The 13861-nt window shown below is 72.8% G+C and carries 10 protein-coding genes; 8 read left to right on the top strand and 2 right to left on the bottom strand.

Features of this window, described 5'->3' with window-relative positions; all coding sequences use genetic code 11:
• Window positions 1–40: 40 nt before the first annotated feature.
• From ACFVVO_RS01555 to ACFVVO_RS01575, 5 genes are all read left to right on the top strand, one after another.
• A complete protein-coding gene (locus ACFVVO_RS01555) occupies window positions 41–1711 on the top strand; it encodes a protein kinase (protein ID WP_390050939.1) in 1671 nt (556 codons plus the stop codon).
• 78 nt (window positions 1712–1789) lie between these two features.
• Window positions 1790–3469 (top strand): serine/threonine-protein kinase, encoded by a 1680-nt coding sequence (locus ACFVVO_RS01560; protein WP_390050940.1) that lies wholly within the window; start codon window positions 1790–1792, stop codon window positions 3467–3469.
• A 73-nt stretch (window positions 3470–3542) separates the two neighbouring features.
• Complete coding sequence (locus tag ACFVVO_RS01565; protein WP_390050941.1) at window positions 3543–4343, top strand: serine/threonine-protein kinase; 801 nt, start codon at window positions 3543–3545, stop codon at window positions 4341–4343.
• 192 nt (window positions 4344–4535) lie between these two features.
• Window positions 4536–6149: a succinic semialdehyde dehydrogenase gene (locus tag ACFVVO_RS01570; protein WP_390050942.1), complete on the top strand. Its 1614-nt coding sequence runs from the start codon at window positions 4536–4538 to the stop codon at window positions 6147–6149.
• A 51-nt stretch (window positions 6150–6200) separates the two neighbouring features.
• Window positions 6201–8006: a GMC family oxidoreductase N-terminal domain-containing protein gene (locus tag ACFVVO_RS01575; RefSeq protein ID WP_390050943.1), complete on the top strand. Its 1806-nt coding sequence runs from the start codon at window positions 6201–6203 to the stop codon at window positions 8004–8006.
• A gap of 553 nt (window positions 8007–8559) precedes the next feature.
• Here ACFVVO_RS01575 and ACFVVO_RS01580 read toward each other — a convergent pair.
• Window positions 8560–8817: a chorismate mutase gene (locus ACFVVO_RS01580; protein ID WP_390050944.1), complete on the bottom strand. Its 258-nt coding sequence runs from the start codon at window positions 8815–8817 to the stop codon at window positions 8560–8562.
• A gap of 288 nt (window positions 8818–9105) precedes the next feature.
• Here ACFVVO_RS01580 and guaA point away from each other — a divergent pair, with 288 nt between their 5' ends.
• Window positions 9106–10686, top strand: coding sequence for a glutamine-hydrolyzing GMP synthase (guaA, locus tag ACFVVO_RS01585; protein ID WP_390050945.1), 1581 nt, complete (start codon window positions 9106–9108; stop codon window positions 10684–10686).
• A gap of 17 nt (window positions 10687–10703) precedes the next feature.
• Here guaA and ACFVVO_RS01590 read toward each other — a convergent pair whose 3' ends face one another.
• Window positions 10704–11171 carry a pyridoxamine 5'-phosphate oxidase family protein gene (locus ACFVVO_RS01590; RefSeq protein WP_390050946.1) on the bottom strand — a complete coding sequence of 156 codons (468 nt, stop codon included), beginning with the start codon at window positions 11169–11171 and terminating at the stop codon, window positions 10704–10706.
• Window positions 11172–11312: 141 nt separating this feature from the next.
• Here ACFVVO_RS01590 and ACFVVO_RS01595 point away from each other — a divergent pair, with 141 nt between their 5' ends.
• Window positions 11313–12107: a class II aldolase/adducin family protein gene (locus tag ACFVVO_RS01595; protein ID WP_390050947.1), complete on the top strand. Its 795-nt coding sequence runs from the start codon at window positions 11313–11315 to the stop codon at window positions 12105–12107.
• A 297-nt stretch (window positions 12108–12404) separates the two neighbouring features.
• Window positions 12405–13685 carry a hypothetical protein gene (locus tag ACFVVO_RS01600; protein WP_390050948.1) on the top strand — a complete coding sequence of 427 codons (1281 nt, stop codon included), beginning with the start codon at window positions 12405–12407 and terminating at the stop codon, window positions 13683–13685.
• Window positions 13686–13861: the final 176 nt, after the last annotated feature.

Below are 13861 nucleotides of genomic sequence, written 5' to 3' on the forward strand. Positions count from 1 at the left end.
CGACCCGAACGGGTGCGGCCGGTGCGGCATGATGGGCCTCATGGGATCCGACGGGGACGACTTCCGCGTGATCGCGGGCCGTTACCGCCTCGAGGAGCGGATCGGACGCGGCGGCATGGGCGTCGTATGGCGGGCGAGCGACCAGGTGCTGGGCAGGCTGGTGGCGGTCAAGGAGCTGGCGGCCGACGACTCCCTCCCGGACGACGACGCCCGCCGCCGACGCGACCGCACCTTCCGTGAGGCGCGGGCGGTCGCGCAGTTGCGGCACCCGCACATCATCGTCGTGCACGACGTCATCGAGCAGGACGAACGTCCGTACCTCGTCATGGATTTGATCGACGGCGGCTCCCTCGCCGACCGCATCACCAGGAACGGACCGGTCGACGCCGCCGAGGCCGCCCGGATCGGCGCCGACCTGCTGAGCGCGCTGCGCGTCGCGCACGAGGCCGGCGTGCTGCACCGCGACATCAAGCCCGCGAACGTGCTGCTGGAGTCCGGCACCGGCCGGGTGGTGCTCACCGACTTCGGCATCGCGCAGGTCGCGGGCGCCACCACGCTCACCGAGACCGGCTCCTTCGTCGGCTCGCCCGAGTACACCGCCCCGGAGCGGATGGCCGGCACCCGGACCGGACCCGAGTCCGACCTGTGGTCGCTCGGCGCGCTGCTGTGCACGGTGCTCAGCGGTGAGTCCCCGTTCCGGCGGGACTCGCTCGGCGGCATCCTGCACGCCGTCGTCGCCGCCGAGATCCGGCCACCCGCGCAGGCAGAGCCGCTGCTGCCCGTCGTACGGGGCCTGCTGGAGCGCGACCCCGACCGCCGGCTGGACGCGGCGGACGCCGAGCGGATGCTCCGGACCTTCCTGGAGACGGGCCGCACACCGGCCGCCCCGGAACCGCCGACGACGGGCCGCACCCCCAGGATCGTCGCCCTCGCGGCCCGTGCGGCCGGAGCAGGCCACCCGCCGACCGAGCCCGATGTGCCGCGGGCGACCGCCGACACCCCGACGCCCGAACAGCCCCCGCCCGCACGCCAGTCCTCACGCGGTGTGCTGATCGCCGCCCTGCTGGTCGCCGCGGTGGCCGGGGCGGGCGTCTCGGCGGCGGCACTGCTGCTGCACCAGGGCGAGGGCGGCGGCACGCCCGGCGGCACGACGAGCAGCCCGGCCGCGCCGACCAGCCACTCCGCGTCCCCGCCGGCCGGCAGCGCCTCGCCGTCCCCCGCGGGCACCACGAGCGGCGCGCCCGCGGCCTCCCGGCCCCACACCGCCCCCTCCGGATACCGCACCGCCCGGGACCCGAACGGGTTCTCGCTCGCCGTGCCGGAGGACTTCGACCGCGAACGGCAGGGCGAGCGCGTCTTCTACCTCTCCCCGGGAGAGACCTTCCGCCTCGGCGTCAAGGTCTCGCCGCCCGACGCCGGCGGCCCCGCCGCGGTGATGAGCCGGGCGGCCGCGGGGGGCGCCAGCACCAACCCCGGTTACCACGACGGCCGGGTCGTCGGGACCACGCACGCCGGACACCCCGCCGCGCTCTGGGAGTTCACCTGGGACGGCTTCAGCGCCGCCGAGGGCCCGCGCCACACCTACGACCTGTGCTGGGAGGAGGACGGCCGGATGTACGACGTGTGGGTGTCGGCGCCGGTCGGACGGGTCCGCGAGGCCCGGGAGTACTTCGACGTGGCCGTGGACACCTTCTCGGTCACGGCACGTTGATTCCCGCTCGGTCACGGCTTCGTGACCGGTTCGTGTTCCCTGTGGTGGGGGACGGCGATGGCGCGATATGGATGTTCCATGAGCACTGACGGGGGAGCCGGTCGCACGGCCGACGACACGACGAGTTTTGTTCTGCGACCGCCGAACCCGGTGCCCGGCGCCCGGCCCGGGGCGGCGCCCCGGCAGGCGGACCAGCAGACGGACGAGCAGGCGGCTCACCTGGGCCCTGCCCAGAGCCCGGCCCAGGACCCGGCCCCCGCCGCTCAGGAGCCGGGCACCGGGCGGCTGATCGCCGGCCGGTACCGGCTGCTCGCCAAGCTCGGCCACGGCGGCATGGGCACCGTGTGGCGGGCCAAGGACGAGATGGTGGACCGCGAGGTCGCGGTGAAGGAACCCCGTGTGCCGGACCACCTTCCCGAGCGCGAACGCGCCAACGCCTTCGAGCGGATGCGCCGCGAGGCCCGCGCGGCGGCCCGGCTCGACCATCCCGCCGTGGTCAACGTGTACGACGTCGCGGTGGTGGACGGGCGGCCGTGGATCGTGATGGAGCTGGTGCACGGCCGCTCGCTGGGCGGCGCGCTCCAGGAGGGCACGCTGGACGCGCGCGAGGCGGCGCGGATCGGCCTGGAGGTGCTCGGCGCGCTGGAGGCCGCGCACGCGGCGGGCGTCCTGCACCGGGACGTCAAGCCGGACAACGTGCTGCTCGGCCGGTACGACCGGGTCGTCCTCACGGACTTCGGCATCGCGCAGATCGAGGGCGAGACGAACCTGACCGACACCGGCGGCTTCGTCGGCTCGCCCGAGTACATCGCGCCGGAACGGGTGCTGGGGCAGCGCCCCGGGCCGTCGAGCGACCTGTGGTCCCTGGGTGTCGTCCTCTACACCGCCACCGAGGGCGTCTCCCCGTTCCGCCGCAGCAACACCCCGGCCACCCTGCAGTCCGTCCTCAACGCCACCCCGGCCGCGCCCGCCGCCGCGCGCGGCCCGCTGGCGGAGGCCGTCAACAGCCTGCTGCAGAAGGACCCTTCCCGCCGCCCGACGGCGGCCCAGGTCCGCGTGCTGCTGGAGGCGGCAGCCAACCCCCCGGCGCCCGAGCCCACCCAGCGCGTGACGGTCGCCGCGCCCGCCGGCCGCGCCCCGCGCCTGGGCCGCAAGGCCTGGCTGGGCGTGGGCGCGGCCGTGGTCGCCGCGGCAGTGGCCGGGTACCTCGTCCTCGCCGATCCCTTCGCGGGACCGCTGCCGGACGGCTGGACGAAGCGGAACGACGCCGGGCTGGGCGTCACCCTCGCCGTCCCCGCGTCCTACGAGCCCGGCCACCCGGACAAGAACGACTCCGACCGGAGCTGGGTGTCGTACACGGACCCGAGCGGAGCCATCTCGGTCGTGCTGGACCTGACCCGGAAGTCTGAGGACTCGCTCAACACGATCAAGAGCAACGCGGTGGCCCAGATGCACGCCGACGACGAGAAGTTCAAGAACGAGGGCGAGTACAGCCTCGACATGCCCAAGGGCGCGAAGACGCACCCGGACGACGGCACCAGGTACCACGGCAAACAGGCCGCCACGAACACCGTCGGTTACACGACCGACGACTCCCAGAGCCCGCGCCCGCGCGAGCTGCGGATCTTCTACTACCGCACCGGCTCCGGTGACCTGTACCGACTCACCATCGGCTACCCCGGCAAGGGCGACTTCACCGCCCGGGGGCGCGAGGTCGCCAGGACGGCGATCGCGAACCTGGCGATCAAGAAGCCCTGAGGGACAGCGGATCGGGCCCATCGGCACCCGGCCCCGCTTCACAAGGGCGCGGTGCGCACGGTACTCATGTGACATGAGTGGAGACGGCGAACACCCGCCCGGCGCACGGCTGATCGGTGGACGCTACCGGCTTCTCGAGCGCCTGGGCGCCGGGCCGTCCGGGACCGTCTGGCGGGCCCGGGACGAGCAGGAGCGGCGGGACGTCGCCGTCAAGGAGCCCGTACTGCCCGGGCGTCCGGCCGACGACGAGGAGAGCCGCCGGATCGCGCACCGGCTCCACCGGGAGGCACGGACCGCCGCCCGGGTACGGCACCCCTCGGCCGTCGCCCTGCACGATGTCGTCCTGGACGGCGAACTGCCGTGGATCGTCATGGAGTTGGTGAAGGGCGAGTCGCTCCGGGAGGCCGTGCGGCGCGGGCCCCTGCCGCCCGCCGAGGCCGCGCGTGTCGGGCTCGCCGTCCTCGGGGCGCTCAGGGCCGCGCATGCCGTGGGGATCGTGCACCGGGACCTCAAGCCGGCCAACGTCCTGATCGAGTCCGATACCGGGCGGGTCGTCGTCACCGACTTCGGGATCGGGGACGGGCCCACCGCGAACGTCCCCGCCGGGTTCGCCGCCCCGGAGCGGGCCTCGGGGCGCGGCGCCGGGCCCGCCTCCGACCTGTGGTCCCTCGGCGCGCTGCTCGCCACCGCCGTGGAGGGCGGCGACGCCGGCCCGCTGCGACCGCTCCTGACCCGCCTGCACGCGCCGGACCCGGGCGCGAGGCCGACCGCGCAGGAGGTCGCGGCAGCCCTGGAGGCCTGCGCCACCGTGCCCCCCGCCCGCCCGGCGCCCCACGAGCCACCGCGAACCCTGGCCCCCGAACCACACCCCTGACCCGGCCTGCGCCGCCCTCTCGCCGCTTCGGCCCTCCCCACGCCGGAAAAACCCGGCGCGCGATGATCGTCACCCGACAACGCGCTGATCAGCGCATTCGCTGCCAGTGATCACTGGCGTCATGTGAGCACTCGGTGAATCCCCGTTACCGACGGGTACCCAAAGCCTCCGCCGCGGCATACCCTGCGCGTCATGACGGACTCGCAGGCCCCGGACATCACCGGTACCAACCCGCTCGCGCCCGCCCCCGAGGGCGTCCGCACCGCCGCCGACGTGGTCACCCCGACGCTGGTGGCCCAGCTCACCAAGGGTGTCGTCGGCTCCGGCCGTACCACCAACCACACCCCCTTCACCGGCGAGAAGCTGGCCGACCTGCCCGAGTCCACGCCCGAGGACGTGCGAGAGGCCTTCGAGGCCGCCCGCGCCGCCCAGGCCGTGTGGGAGAGGACCCCGGTGCGGCAGCGTGCCGCCGTGCTGCTCCGCTTCCACGACCTGGTGCTCGAGCGCCAGGCCGAGGTGCTCGACCTCATCCAGCTGGAGACCGGCAAGGCCCGGCTGCACGCGCACGAGGAGGTGCAGGCCGTCGCCGTCGCGGCCCGCCACTACGGCCGCAAGGCCCCCGGCTACCTGCGTCCCAAGCGGCACACCGGCGCCGTGCCGACCCTGACGAAGGTCACCGAACTGCGCCACCCGCGCGGGGTCGTCGGCCAGATCGCTCCCTGGAACTACCCCCTGGAGCTGTCCGTCGGCGACGCGCTGCCCGCCTTCGCCGCCGGCAACGCGGTCGTCATGAAGCCGGACACCGAGACCTGCCTCACCGCGCTCTGGGCCCGTGACCTGCTCATCGAGGCCGGGCTGCCCGAGGGCGTCTTCCAGGTCGTGCTCGGCGAGGGCCCGGTCGTCGGACCCGAGCTGGTCAAGCACGCCGACTACGTCTCCTTCACCGGCTCCACCCGCACCGGCCGCGAGGTCGCGCAGGGCGCCGCCGCCCGCCTGGTCGGCGTCTCCCTCGAACTCGGCGGCAAGAACGCCATGCTGGTCCTGGAGGACGCCGACATCGAGAAGGCCGCCGCGGGCGCCGTCCGGGCCTGCTTCTCCTCGGCCGGCCAGCTGTGCATCTCCATCGAGCGGCTGTACGTCCACGAGTCCGTCGCCGACGCTTTCCTGGAGCGCTTCGCCGCCCGCACCCGGGCCATGCGGCTCGGCAACTCCCTCGCCTACGGCGCCGACATGGGCTCGCTGGTCGGGGAGCGGCAGCTCAAGACCGTCGAACGGCACGTCCAGGAGGCCGTCGCCAAGGGCGCCGAGGTGGTCACGGGCGGCGTGGCCCGTCCGGACATCGGCCCGTACTTCTTCGAGCCGACCATCCTCGACGGCGTCGAGGACTCCATGGCCGTCTGCGAGGAGGAGACCTTCGGCCCCGTCGTCTCCCTGTACCGCTTCAAGACCGAGGACGAGGCGGTCGAGCGCGCCAACTCCACGCCGTACGGCTTGAACGCGTCCGTGTGGACGAAGTCCGCCCGGCGCGGCCTGGACGTCGCCTCCCGGCTGCGCACCGGCACGGTCAACGTCAACGAGGGCTACGCGCCCGCCTACGGCAGCGTCCAGTCCCCGATGGGCGGCATGAAGGACTCCGGCCTCGGCCGCCGCCACGGCTCCGAGGGCATCCTCAAGTACACCGAGGCCCAGACGGTGGCCCGGCAGCGGCTGCTGCCGATGGCGCCGTCGCTGGGGATGGACGACGCGCAGTACGCCCAGTTCATGAGCCGCAGCCTCCGCCTGATGAAGGCATTCCGTTTCCGCTAGTCCACCCCCGACCGAACAGCCATCAACCCCCGTTCTCGACGAGGAGAGCACGTGTCGCAGGAGAAGTCTGTCCAGACCCGGGACGAGGACGGGTACGACTACGACGTCATCGTGATCGGTTCGGGGTTCGGCGGCTCGGTCTCCGCCCTGCGCCTCACCGAGAAGGGCTACCGGGTGGGCGTGCTGGAGGCCGGCCGCCGCTTCACCCGCGACTCCCTGCCCAGGAACTCCTGGGACCTGAAGAACTACCTCTGGGCCCCGCGGCTCGGCATGTACGGCATCCAGCGCATCCATCTGCTGGGCAATGTGATGGTGCTGGCCGGCGCGGGCGTCGGCGGCGGTTCGCTGAACTACGCCAACACCCTCTACGTGCCGCCGAAGGCCTTCTTCGACGACCCTCAGTGGCGCGGCATCACCGACTGGCAGCAGGAGCTGAAGCCGTACTACGACCAGGCGCAGCGCATGCTCGGCGTGCGGCTCAACCCGACCATGACCCCGTCCGACGTGCACCTGAAGGCGGCGGCCGAGCGGATGGGCGTCGGTGACACCTTCCACCTGGCGCCGGTCGGCGTGTTCTTCGGTGACGGCAAGGACGCCGACGGCACGGCGCAGGGCAGGCCCGGCGAGCAGGTGGACGACCCGTACTTCGGTGGCGCCGGGCCCGCCCGCAACGCCTGCACCGAGTGCGGCGAGTGCATGACCGGCTGCCGGCACGGCGCGAAGAACACCCTCAACGAGAACTACCTGTACCTCGCCGAGAAGGCCGGCGCGGTGGTCCACCCGATGACGACGGTGGTGTCCGTCACGGACGACTCGCGCGGCGGGTACGCGATCGCGACGCTGCCGACGGACGAGAAGAAGAAGGGCGGGGGACGGCTGTTCACCGCGCGGAAGGTCGTGGTCGCGGCCGGTACGTACGGCACCCAGACCCTGCTGCACCGCATGAAGGCCGGCGGTCAGCTGCCCCTTCTCTCCGCCCGGCTCGGCGACCTGACCCGCACCAACTCCGAGGCCCTGGTCGGCGCGCAGACCGACAACCGCCGCTACCGCAAGGCGACCGGGGAGCAGAAGGCCGACTTCACGCGCGGGGTCGCCATCACGTCCTCGATCCACCCCGACGACAGCACCCACATCGAACCCGTCCGCTACGGCAAGGGCTCCAACTCGATGGGCGGTCTGTCCATCCTCCAGGTCCCCTACGCCGAGGGTTCCTCGCGCGTCCTGGCCTGGCTGGCCAACGCCGCCCGCCACCCCCTGCTCGTCGCCCGCTCGCTGTCCAACCGGCGCTGGTCGGAGCGGACCATCATCGGGCTGGTGATGCAGTCGCTGGACAACTCGCTGACGACCTATCTGAAGCCCGGCGGGGTCGGCAAGGGCCTGCTCACCGCCCGGCAGGGGCACGGCGCCCCGAACCCCAAGCAGATCAAGGCCGCGTCCGAGGCCGCCACCGTGCTCGCCGAGGAGATCAACGGCTTCCCGGGCAGCAACGTCGGCGAGCTGATGGGCACCCCGCTGACCGCGCACTTCCTCGGCGGCTGCCCCATCGGCGACTCCCCGGAGACGGGTGTGATCGACCCCTACCACCGGCTCTACGGCCACTCCGGCATCTCGGTGGTGGACGGCGCCGCCGTCTCGGCCAACCTGGGTGTCAACCCGTCGCTGACGATCACCGCGCAGGCCGAGCGGGCCATGTCGTTCTGGCCGAACAAGGGCGAGGAGGACCCGCGCCCGGCGCAGGGGGCGGCTTACGAGCGGCTGAAGCCGGTGGAGCCGCGCGAGCCGGCGGTCCCCGCGGACGCGTTCGGCGCGCTCAGGCTGCCGTTCCTGGGCATCCCGGCGGTGCCGCCGAAGAAGTAGCCGGACCCGAAGACGCCGAGGGACCTGCATCCCCCTCCGAACGCAGGTCCCTCGCCTCATACCGTCTTCTTGATCCGGCAGCAGGTTTGATCCGCGAGGCCGGTGAATGGTTGCTTCCGGATTCACCGGAATTTGTGTGGCGTGGGTCACATTCGACATGGGCCGGGGATCGGGCACGACGAAGGGCCCCGCGGGACTCGAGCCGCGGGGCCCTCTCTTCGCCGGCACCGGCGCAAGGGCGCGCCGGTGCCCGGGAGCGGCGCCGGGGGGTCGCGCCGCCTGCTCTGTGGTCCTGACCTCGTGTTTTCCGTCGGTCGGCCCCGGGCGTCCCCGGAGCCGGCCGTTCTCTTGGGTGACCGGGCTGCTGTCCCCTGCCGTCCGGTCACTTCTGCGGAGCGAGGTCCCACGGCGTACGGCACGACCCGTACGCCTCATCGCTCCGGCGAGCCACGCGTGGTTCTGTCGGGCCCGCCCCTGGCTGGCACGGACACCGATCTCAACGAAGCGGTGCGGGGGCCGGTCACGCGCCGTACGGGTGAGACCCGGACCGAACTCAGATACGACCCCGGCACAGCTCCAGCATGGTCATCGCCAGTGCGGTGCCCGGCCTGCCGAGCGCCTCGCGGTAGCGGCCGAGGATCTCCATCTCGCGGGAGAGGTTCACCCGTCGGCCGCCGGAGGCGGTCCGGGTCTCCTGGACGACGGTGGACACGGCCATCCGCTCCTGGATGAGCCCGATGATCCGGTCGTCGAGCGCGTCGATGCGGGTACGGGAGTCGGCGATGGTCTGTTCCGCGGTGAGGGTGGTCATGTCGGGGGCTCCTCGTGAAGGTGGCTGGTGGAGGCCCCGGAACGGCAGAACCCGGAGAAACGACAGGCGCCCCGGGCCTTGTCGGCCCGGGGCGCCTGGTAAGTCGCTTGGCGGTTCGCTCAAGCAGCACGACCATGGCAGCCGGCGGGCCGGGTGCCATAGGTAAAGAGGAAGGTCGAGTGCGCGAGCATGCGGCCAGTATGCCACGGTCCCGTCCGGCGGAGGCGAGCCCGCCCACACCGTTAGACTCGTTAGCACAGACCCCGCCCGACCACCAGAAGGCACCCCGTGTCATCAGCGACTTCAACTGCCGCCTCCCCCGACACCGTCCTGGTCGTCGACTTCGGCGCGCAGTACGCCCAGCTCATCGCCCGTCGCGTCCGCGAGGCGCGGGTCTACAGCGAGATCGTGCCGAGCACCATGCCGGTCCAGGAGATGCTCGCCAAGAACCCCGCGGCGATCATCCTCTCCGGCGGGCCCTCGTCCGTGTACGAGCAGGGCGCCCCCCGGCTCGACCGCGCGCTCTTCGAGGCCGGCGTCCCCGTCTTCGGCATGTGCTACGGCTTCCAGCTGATGGCGCAGGTCCTCGGCGGCACCGTCGACAACACCGGCGCCCGTGAGTACGGCCGCACCGACCTGCACGTCTCCAAGTCGGGCTCCACCCTCTTCGAGGGCACCCCGGACGAGCAGCACGTGTGGATGTCGCACGGCGACGCCTGCTCCGCCGCCCCCGAGGGCTTCGCCGTCACCGCGTCCACCGACGTCGTCCCGGTCGCCGCCTTCGAGGACGACGAGAAGAAGCTGTACGGCGTCCAGTACCACCCCGAGGTCATGCACTCCACGCACGGACAGCAGGTGCTGGAGCACTTCCTGTACCGGGGCGCGGGCCTGACCCCGTCCTGGACCACCGGCAACGTGATCGAGGAGCAGGTCACCGCGATCCGCGAGCAGGTCGGCGACAAGCGCGCCATCTGCGGCCTGTCCGGTGGCGTGGACTCCGCCGTCGCCGCCGCGCTCGTCGCGCGGGCCATCGGTGACCAGCTGACCTGCGTCTACGTCGACCACGGCCTGATGCGCAAGGGTGAGACCGAGCAGGTCGAGAAGGACTTCGTGGCCGCGACCGGCGTCAAGCTGGTCGTCGTGGACGCCGAGGAGCGCTTCCTGACCGCCCTCAAGGGCGTCTCCGACCCGGAGGAGAAGCGCAAGATCATCGGCCGCGAGTTCATCCGCGTCTTCGAGCAGGCGCAGGCCGAGATCATCGCCGACGAGGGCCCGGCCGTGGAGTTCCTGGTCCAGGGCACCCTGTACCCGGACGTGGTCGAGTCCGGCGGCGGCACCGGCACCGCCAACATCAAGTCGCACCACAACGTCGGCGGCCTGCCCGAGGACCTCGAGTTCCAGCTGATCGAGCCGCTGCGCAAGCTGTTCAAGGACGAGGTCCGGATGGTCGGCCAGGAGCTGGGCCTGCCGGAGGAGATCGTGCAGCGCCAGCCCTTCCCGGGCCCCGGCCTCGGCATCCGCATCGTCGGCGAGGTCACCAAGGAGCGTCTCGACCTGCTCCGGGACGCCGACGCCATCGCCCGCGAGGAGCTGACCGCGGCCGGACTGGACCGGGACATCTGGCAGTGCCCGGTGGTCCTGCTCGCGGACGTCCGCAGCGTGGGCGTCCAGGGCGACGGCCGCACCTACGGTCACCCGATCGTGCTGCGCCCGGTCTCCTCCGAGGACGCCATGACCGCCGACTGGTCGCGGCTGCCGTACGACGTCCTCGGCCGCATCTCGACCCGGATCACCAACGAGGTGAGGGACGTCAACCGCGTCGTCCTCGACGTGACCTCCAAGCCCCCGGGCACCATCGAGTGGGAGTGATCCTCTCCCGGTGAGGATCAGGTCCGCCTGAGCGTGCGCACCGGCGCGCCGGGCCGCCAGACCTGGACGACCAGATACGTGTCGCCCTCGACGAAGGTCCGCACGACCTCCGTCAACTCGGTGCGGAAGAGGTGGAACGGCTGCGGCGGTTCCACCTCTTTCACGTACGCGGCCTTGCTCTCACCCTCCTCGACCTCGTACGCCCGTCCGGCGATCCGCACGTCCCCGCCGGCCATCCCGGTGCCCTCGCCCGGGTTCGCCTGCAGCGCGAAGCGCGGATCGCGGCGCAGATCGAGGGCCTTCAGCGAGCCGGCCATCATGCCCAGCCACAGCTCGCCGCCCCGGAAATCGGCCTCCAGGCCCGAGGTGCGCGGGGAGCCGTCCCGGCGCAGGGTGGCGAGGACATGGTGACGGAAGGCGCCGAAGCGCTGCTCGGTGATCGCCGCCAGCTCGGGCGCGGCGGTGGAGAAGGCTGCCCAGTTCATGCCGGCCAGTCTCACCGGCAAACCGGACACCTGCTGTCGGATATCCGCCGCGCACGTCATCTTTACCAACCGGCGCTGCCCTTTTGCGCCGACCGGCGGTAACTTCCCGCCCGTACCGCAAACCCCCACGCTGGAGGACCCATGCACGGGCCCACGCCGCCCCCTCCGCTGCCCACCGATCGGCTGAAGTTCGCCATGCCGCCGATGCACGACTCGGTGGAGGACGAACGCCGGCACCGCAAGGAGCGGCTCGCGGGCGCCCTGCGGATCTTCGGGCGCGCCGGACTCGAGGACGGGGTGTCCGGGCACATCACCGCGCGCGACCCGGAGTACAGCGAGTGCTTCTGGGTCAACCCGTTCGGGATGCCGTTCAAGCACGTCACCGTCGGCGACCTCGTGCTCGTCAACCAGGACGGTCAGGTCGTCGAGGGCCGCTACCACGTCAACCAGGCCGCGTTCACCGTGCACGCCCAGGTGCACGCCGCCCGGCCCGACGTCGTCGCCGTCGCGCACTGCCACTCGGTGCACGGCCGGGCCGTCGCCGCGCTCGGCGACCTCATCGACCCCATCACCCAGGAGAGCTGCGCCTTCTACGAGGACCTGGCGCTGTACGACGCCTACACCGGCGTCAACGTCGACGCCGAGGAGGGCCGCCGCATCGCCGGCACGCTGGGATCCCGCAAGGCGCTGGTGCTGCGCAACCACGGGCTGCTGACCGTGGGGAACTCGGTGGACGCGGCGGCCTGGTGGTTCCTGTCCCTGGAACGGTCCTGTCAGGTGCAGCTGATGGCCAAGGCGGCCGGCCGGCCGGTGCTCATCGACCACAAGCTGGCCGTGGCCACCCGCGAACAGCTCGGCGGCGACCTGGTGGCCTGGATCAACTACCAGCCCCTGTGGCAGGACATCAGCCGCAGCGAACCCGACCTGCTCGGCTAGGGCCTGCCTCTCGTTCGGGTCAGGCCGGGCTCGCGGGCCCTGGTGCCTGATCCGGCCCGATCCTGATCCGGCCCGATCCAAACGAAAGACCCTGGCTCCCGGCCGTGCGGGGGCGCCGGGAGCCGCGTCAACACGGCGGCCCGGAGTTCACCCGCCGTGACCCGGACCGGCAGGCCCGGACCGCCCGGGGTAGGGCACAATTCGCTTTCGTCGCAGGGGAGTTGCATGGCCGGAAATGCGCACTATGGGTGGCTTCGGGTCGTGTCGAGAGGTCGTTGCGGAAGGCGGGCGTCGGGCGTGGCGGTGCAGGAGGCCAGACAGAGCACGGGTGCCGACGGCGCCCATGAGGGCGGATGCGCGTGCGGGGACTGCCCGCACGGGGCACGGCAGGGGCACCGGCGGGCCGTCGCGGCGTTCCTGCGCGTCCGCGACGGGTTCGCGGCCGGGCAGGGCCTGCCGCCGGCCGTGGCCCACTCGGCCTCAGCCTCCCGCCAGTGGGTCTCCGAGGAGCTGACCCAGCGGGCCGAGGAGGTCGCCGAGCGCGGCCGCGCCGAGGGCCACGCATGGCTCGCGCGGCTGTGGCTGCGGACGGTGTGCGCGGTGGGCGGCGCCGTCCTCGCCCTGCTGCTCGCCGAGTCGCTCACCGCCATCGGCGCGGGCTGGAGCAGCGCCCGCACCGCCGCCCTGCTCGCCGCCTTCGCCGTCGGGGGCGTGCTGGCCGCCGCCTCCTGGTGGCACCGGGCGCGCGGCGGCGTGCTGGCCCCGCTCATCGGCGAGGACAACCGCATGTCCACCTCCCGCACCGTGGCCGCGAGCTGGATCCTCCTCGTGACCTACGCCGTCCTGCTGCTCGCGGGCCGGCTGGCCGCCGCCTCCGGTCACACCGAACGCGACGCGCTGCTCACCGGCCTGGACCTCGCGCGCGGCGCGGGCCTGGTGACCGTCCTCGGCGTGCTGTGCGGCATCGCCGTACTGGTCCGCCGGGTGGTCGGCCTGCGCATCCTCGCCCAGCGGCTGCAGAAGGTACCGGCGCACCGGCCGCGCGCGGCCGACCTGCTGACCGACGACTCCGGCCGGGGCGCCTTCGCCGACATCCAGTACGTCGCCGTGAACGCCGTCGCCCTGCTGTTCGCCGCCGTGCGGTTGGCCCGGCGCCCCGACCAGCTCCCCGACCTGCCCTGGGGGCTCGCGGTCCTGGTGCTCGTCTCCGCCGCGACCTACCTGGCCGGCAAATACGCGGAGGGCGGCCGCCCGGTGATCCTCTCCGTGGTCCGCGCCCGCGAGCCCGGCGACCTGGACGGCCCGATCCGCACCGGCGACGACATCGAGATCCGCGGCACCGGCTTCGTCCCGCCCGGCGCCCAGAGCGCCGACCGTCTCTCCCGCACGGTCGTCCGCATCGGTGCCGTCGACGTGCACGTCCCCCTGGTCCCCGTCACCGGCGGCTTCCGCAACCCCACCGACACCGTGCTGACCGTCCCGGTACCGGTCGAGGTGGAACCCGGCGCGGTGGAGGTGCAGGTGATCACCGCGGGCGGTGCGGCGACCAACCGGTGCGTCGTCCAGATCACGGAGTGAGGGACGGGCCGAGTGAGGAGTGGACCGGCGGGCCGGTGCCTCCGTCCCGTCCGGCCGTCCGCTCACACCCGAAGGTCGGAAGTCGGTAAAAGCGGTGAAAGCGTCCCGTAGAGGATTGAACGGTTCCCGCTTGTCATACGTATCGTCGATTGAGGGGTCCGGCACGGCGGGTGAGA

Source organism: Streptomyces sp. NPDC058145 (assembly GCF_042884245.1).
In the GTDB taxonomy this organism is placed as follows: domain Bacteria; phylum Actinomycetota; class Actinomycetes; order Streptomycetales; family Streptomycetaceae; genus Streptomyces.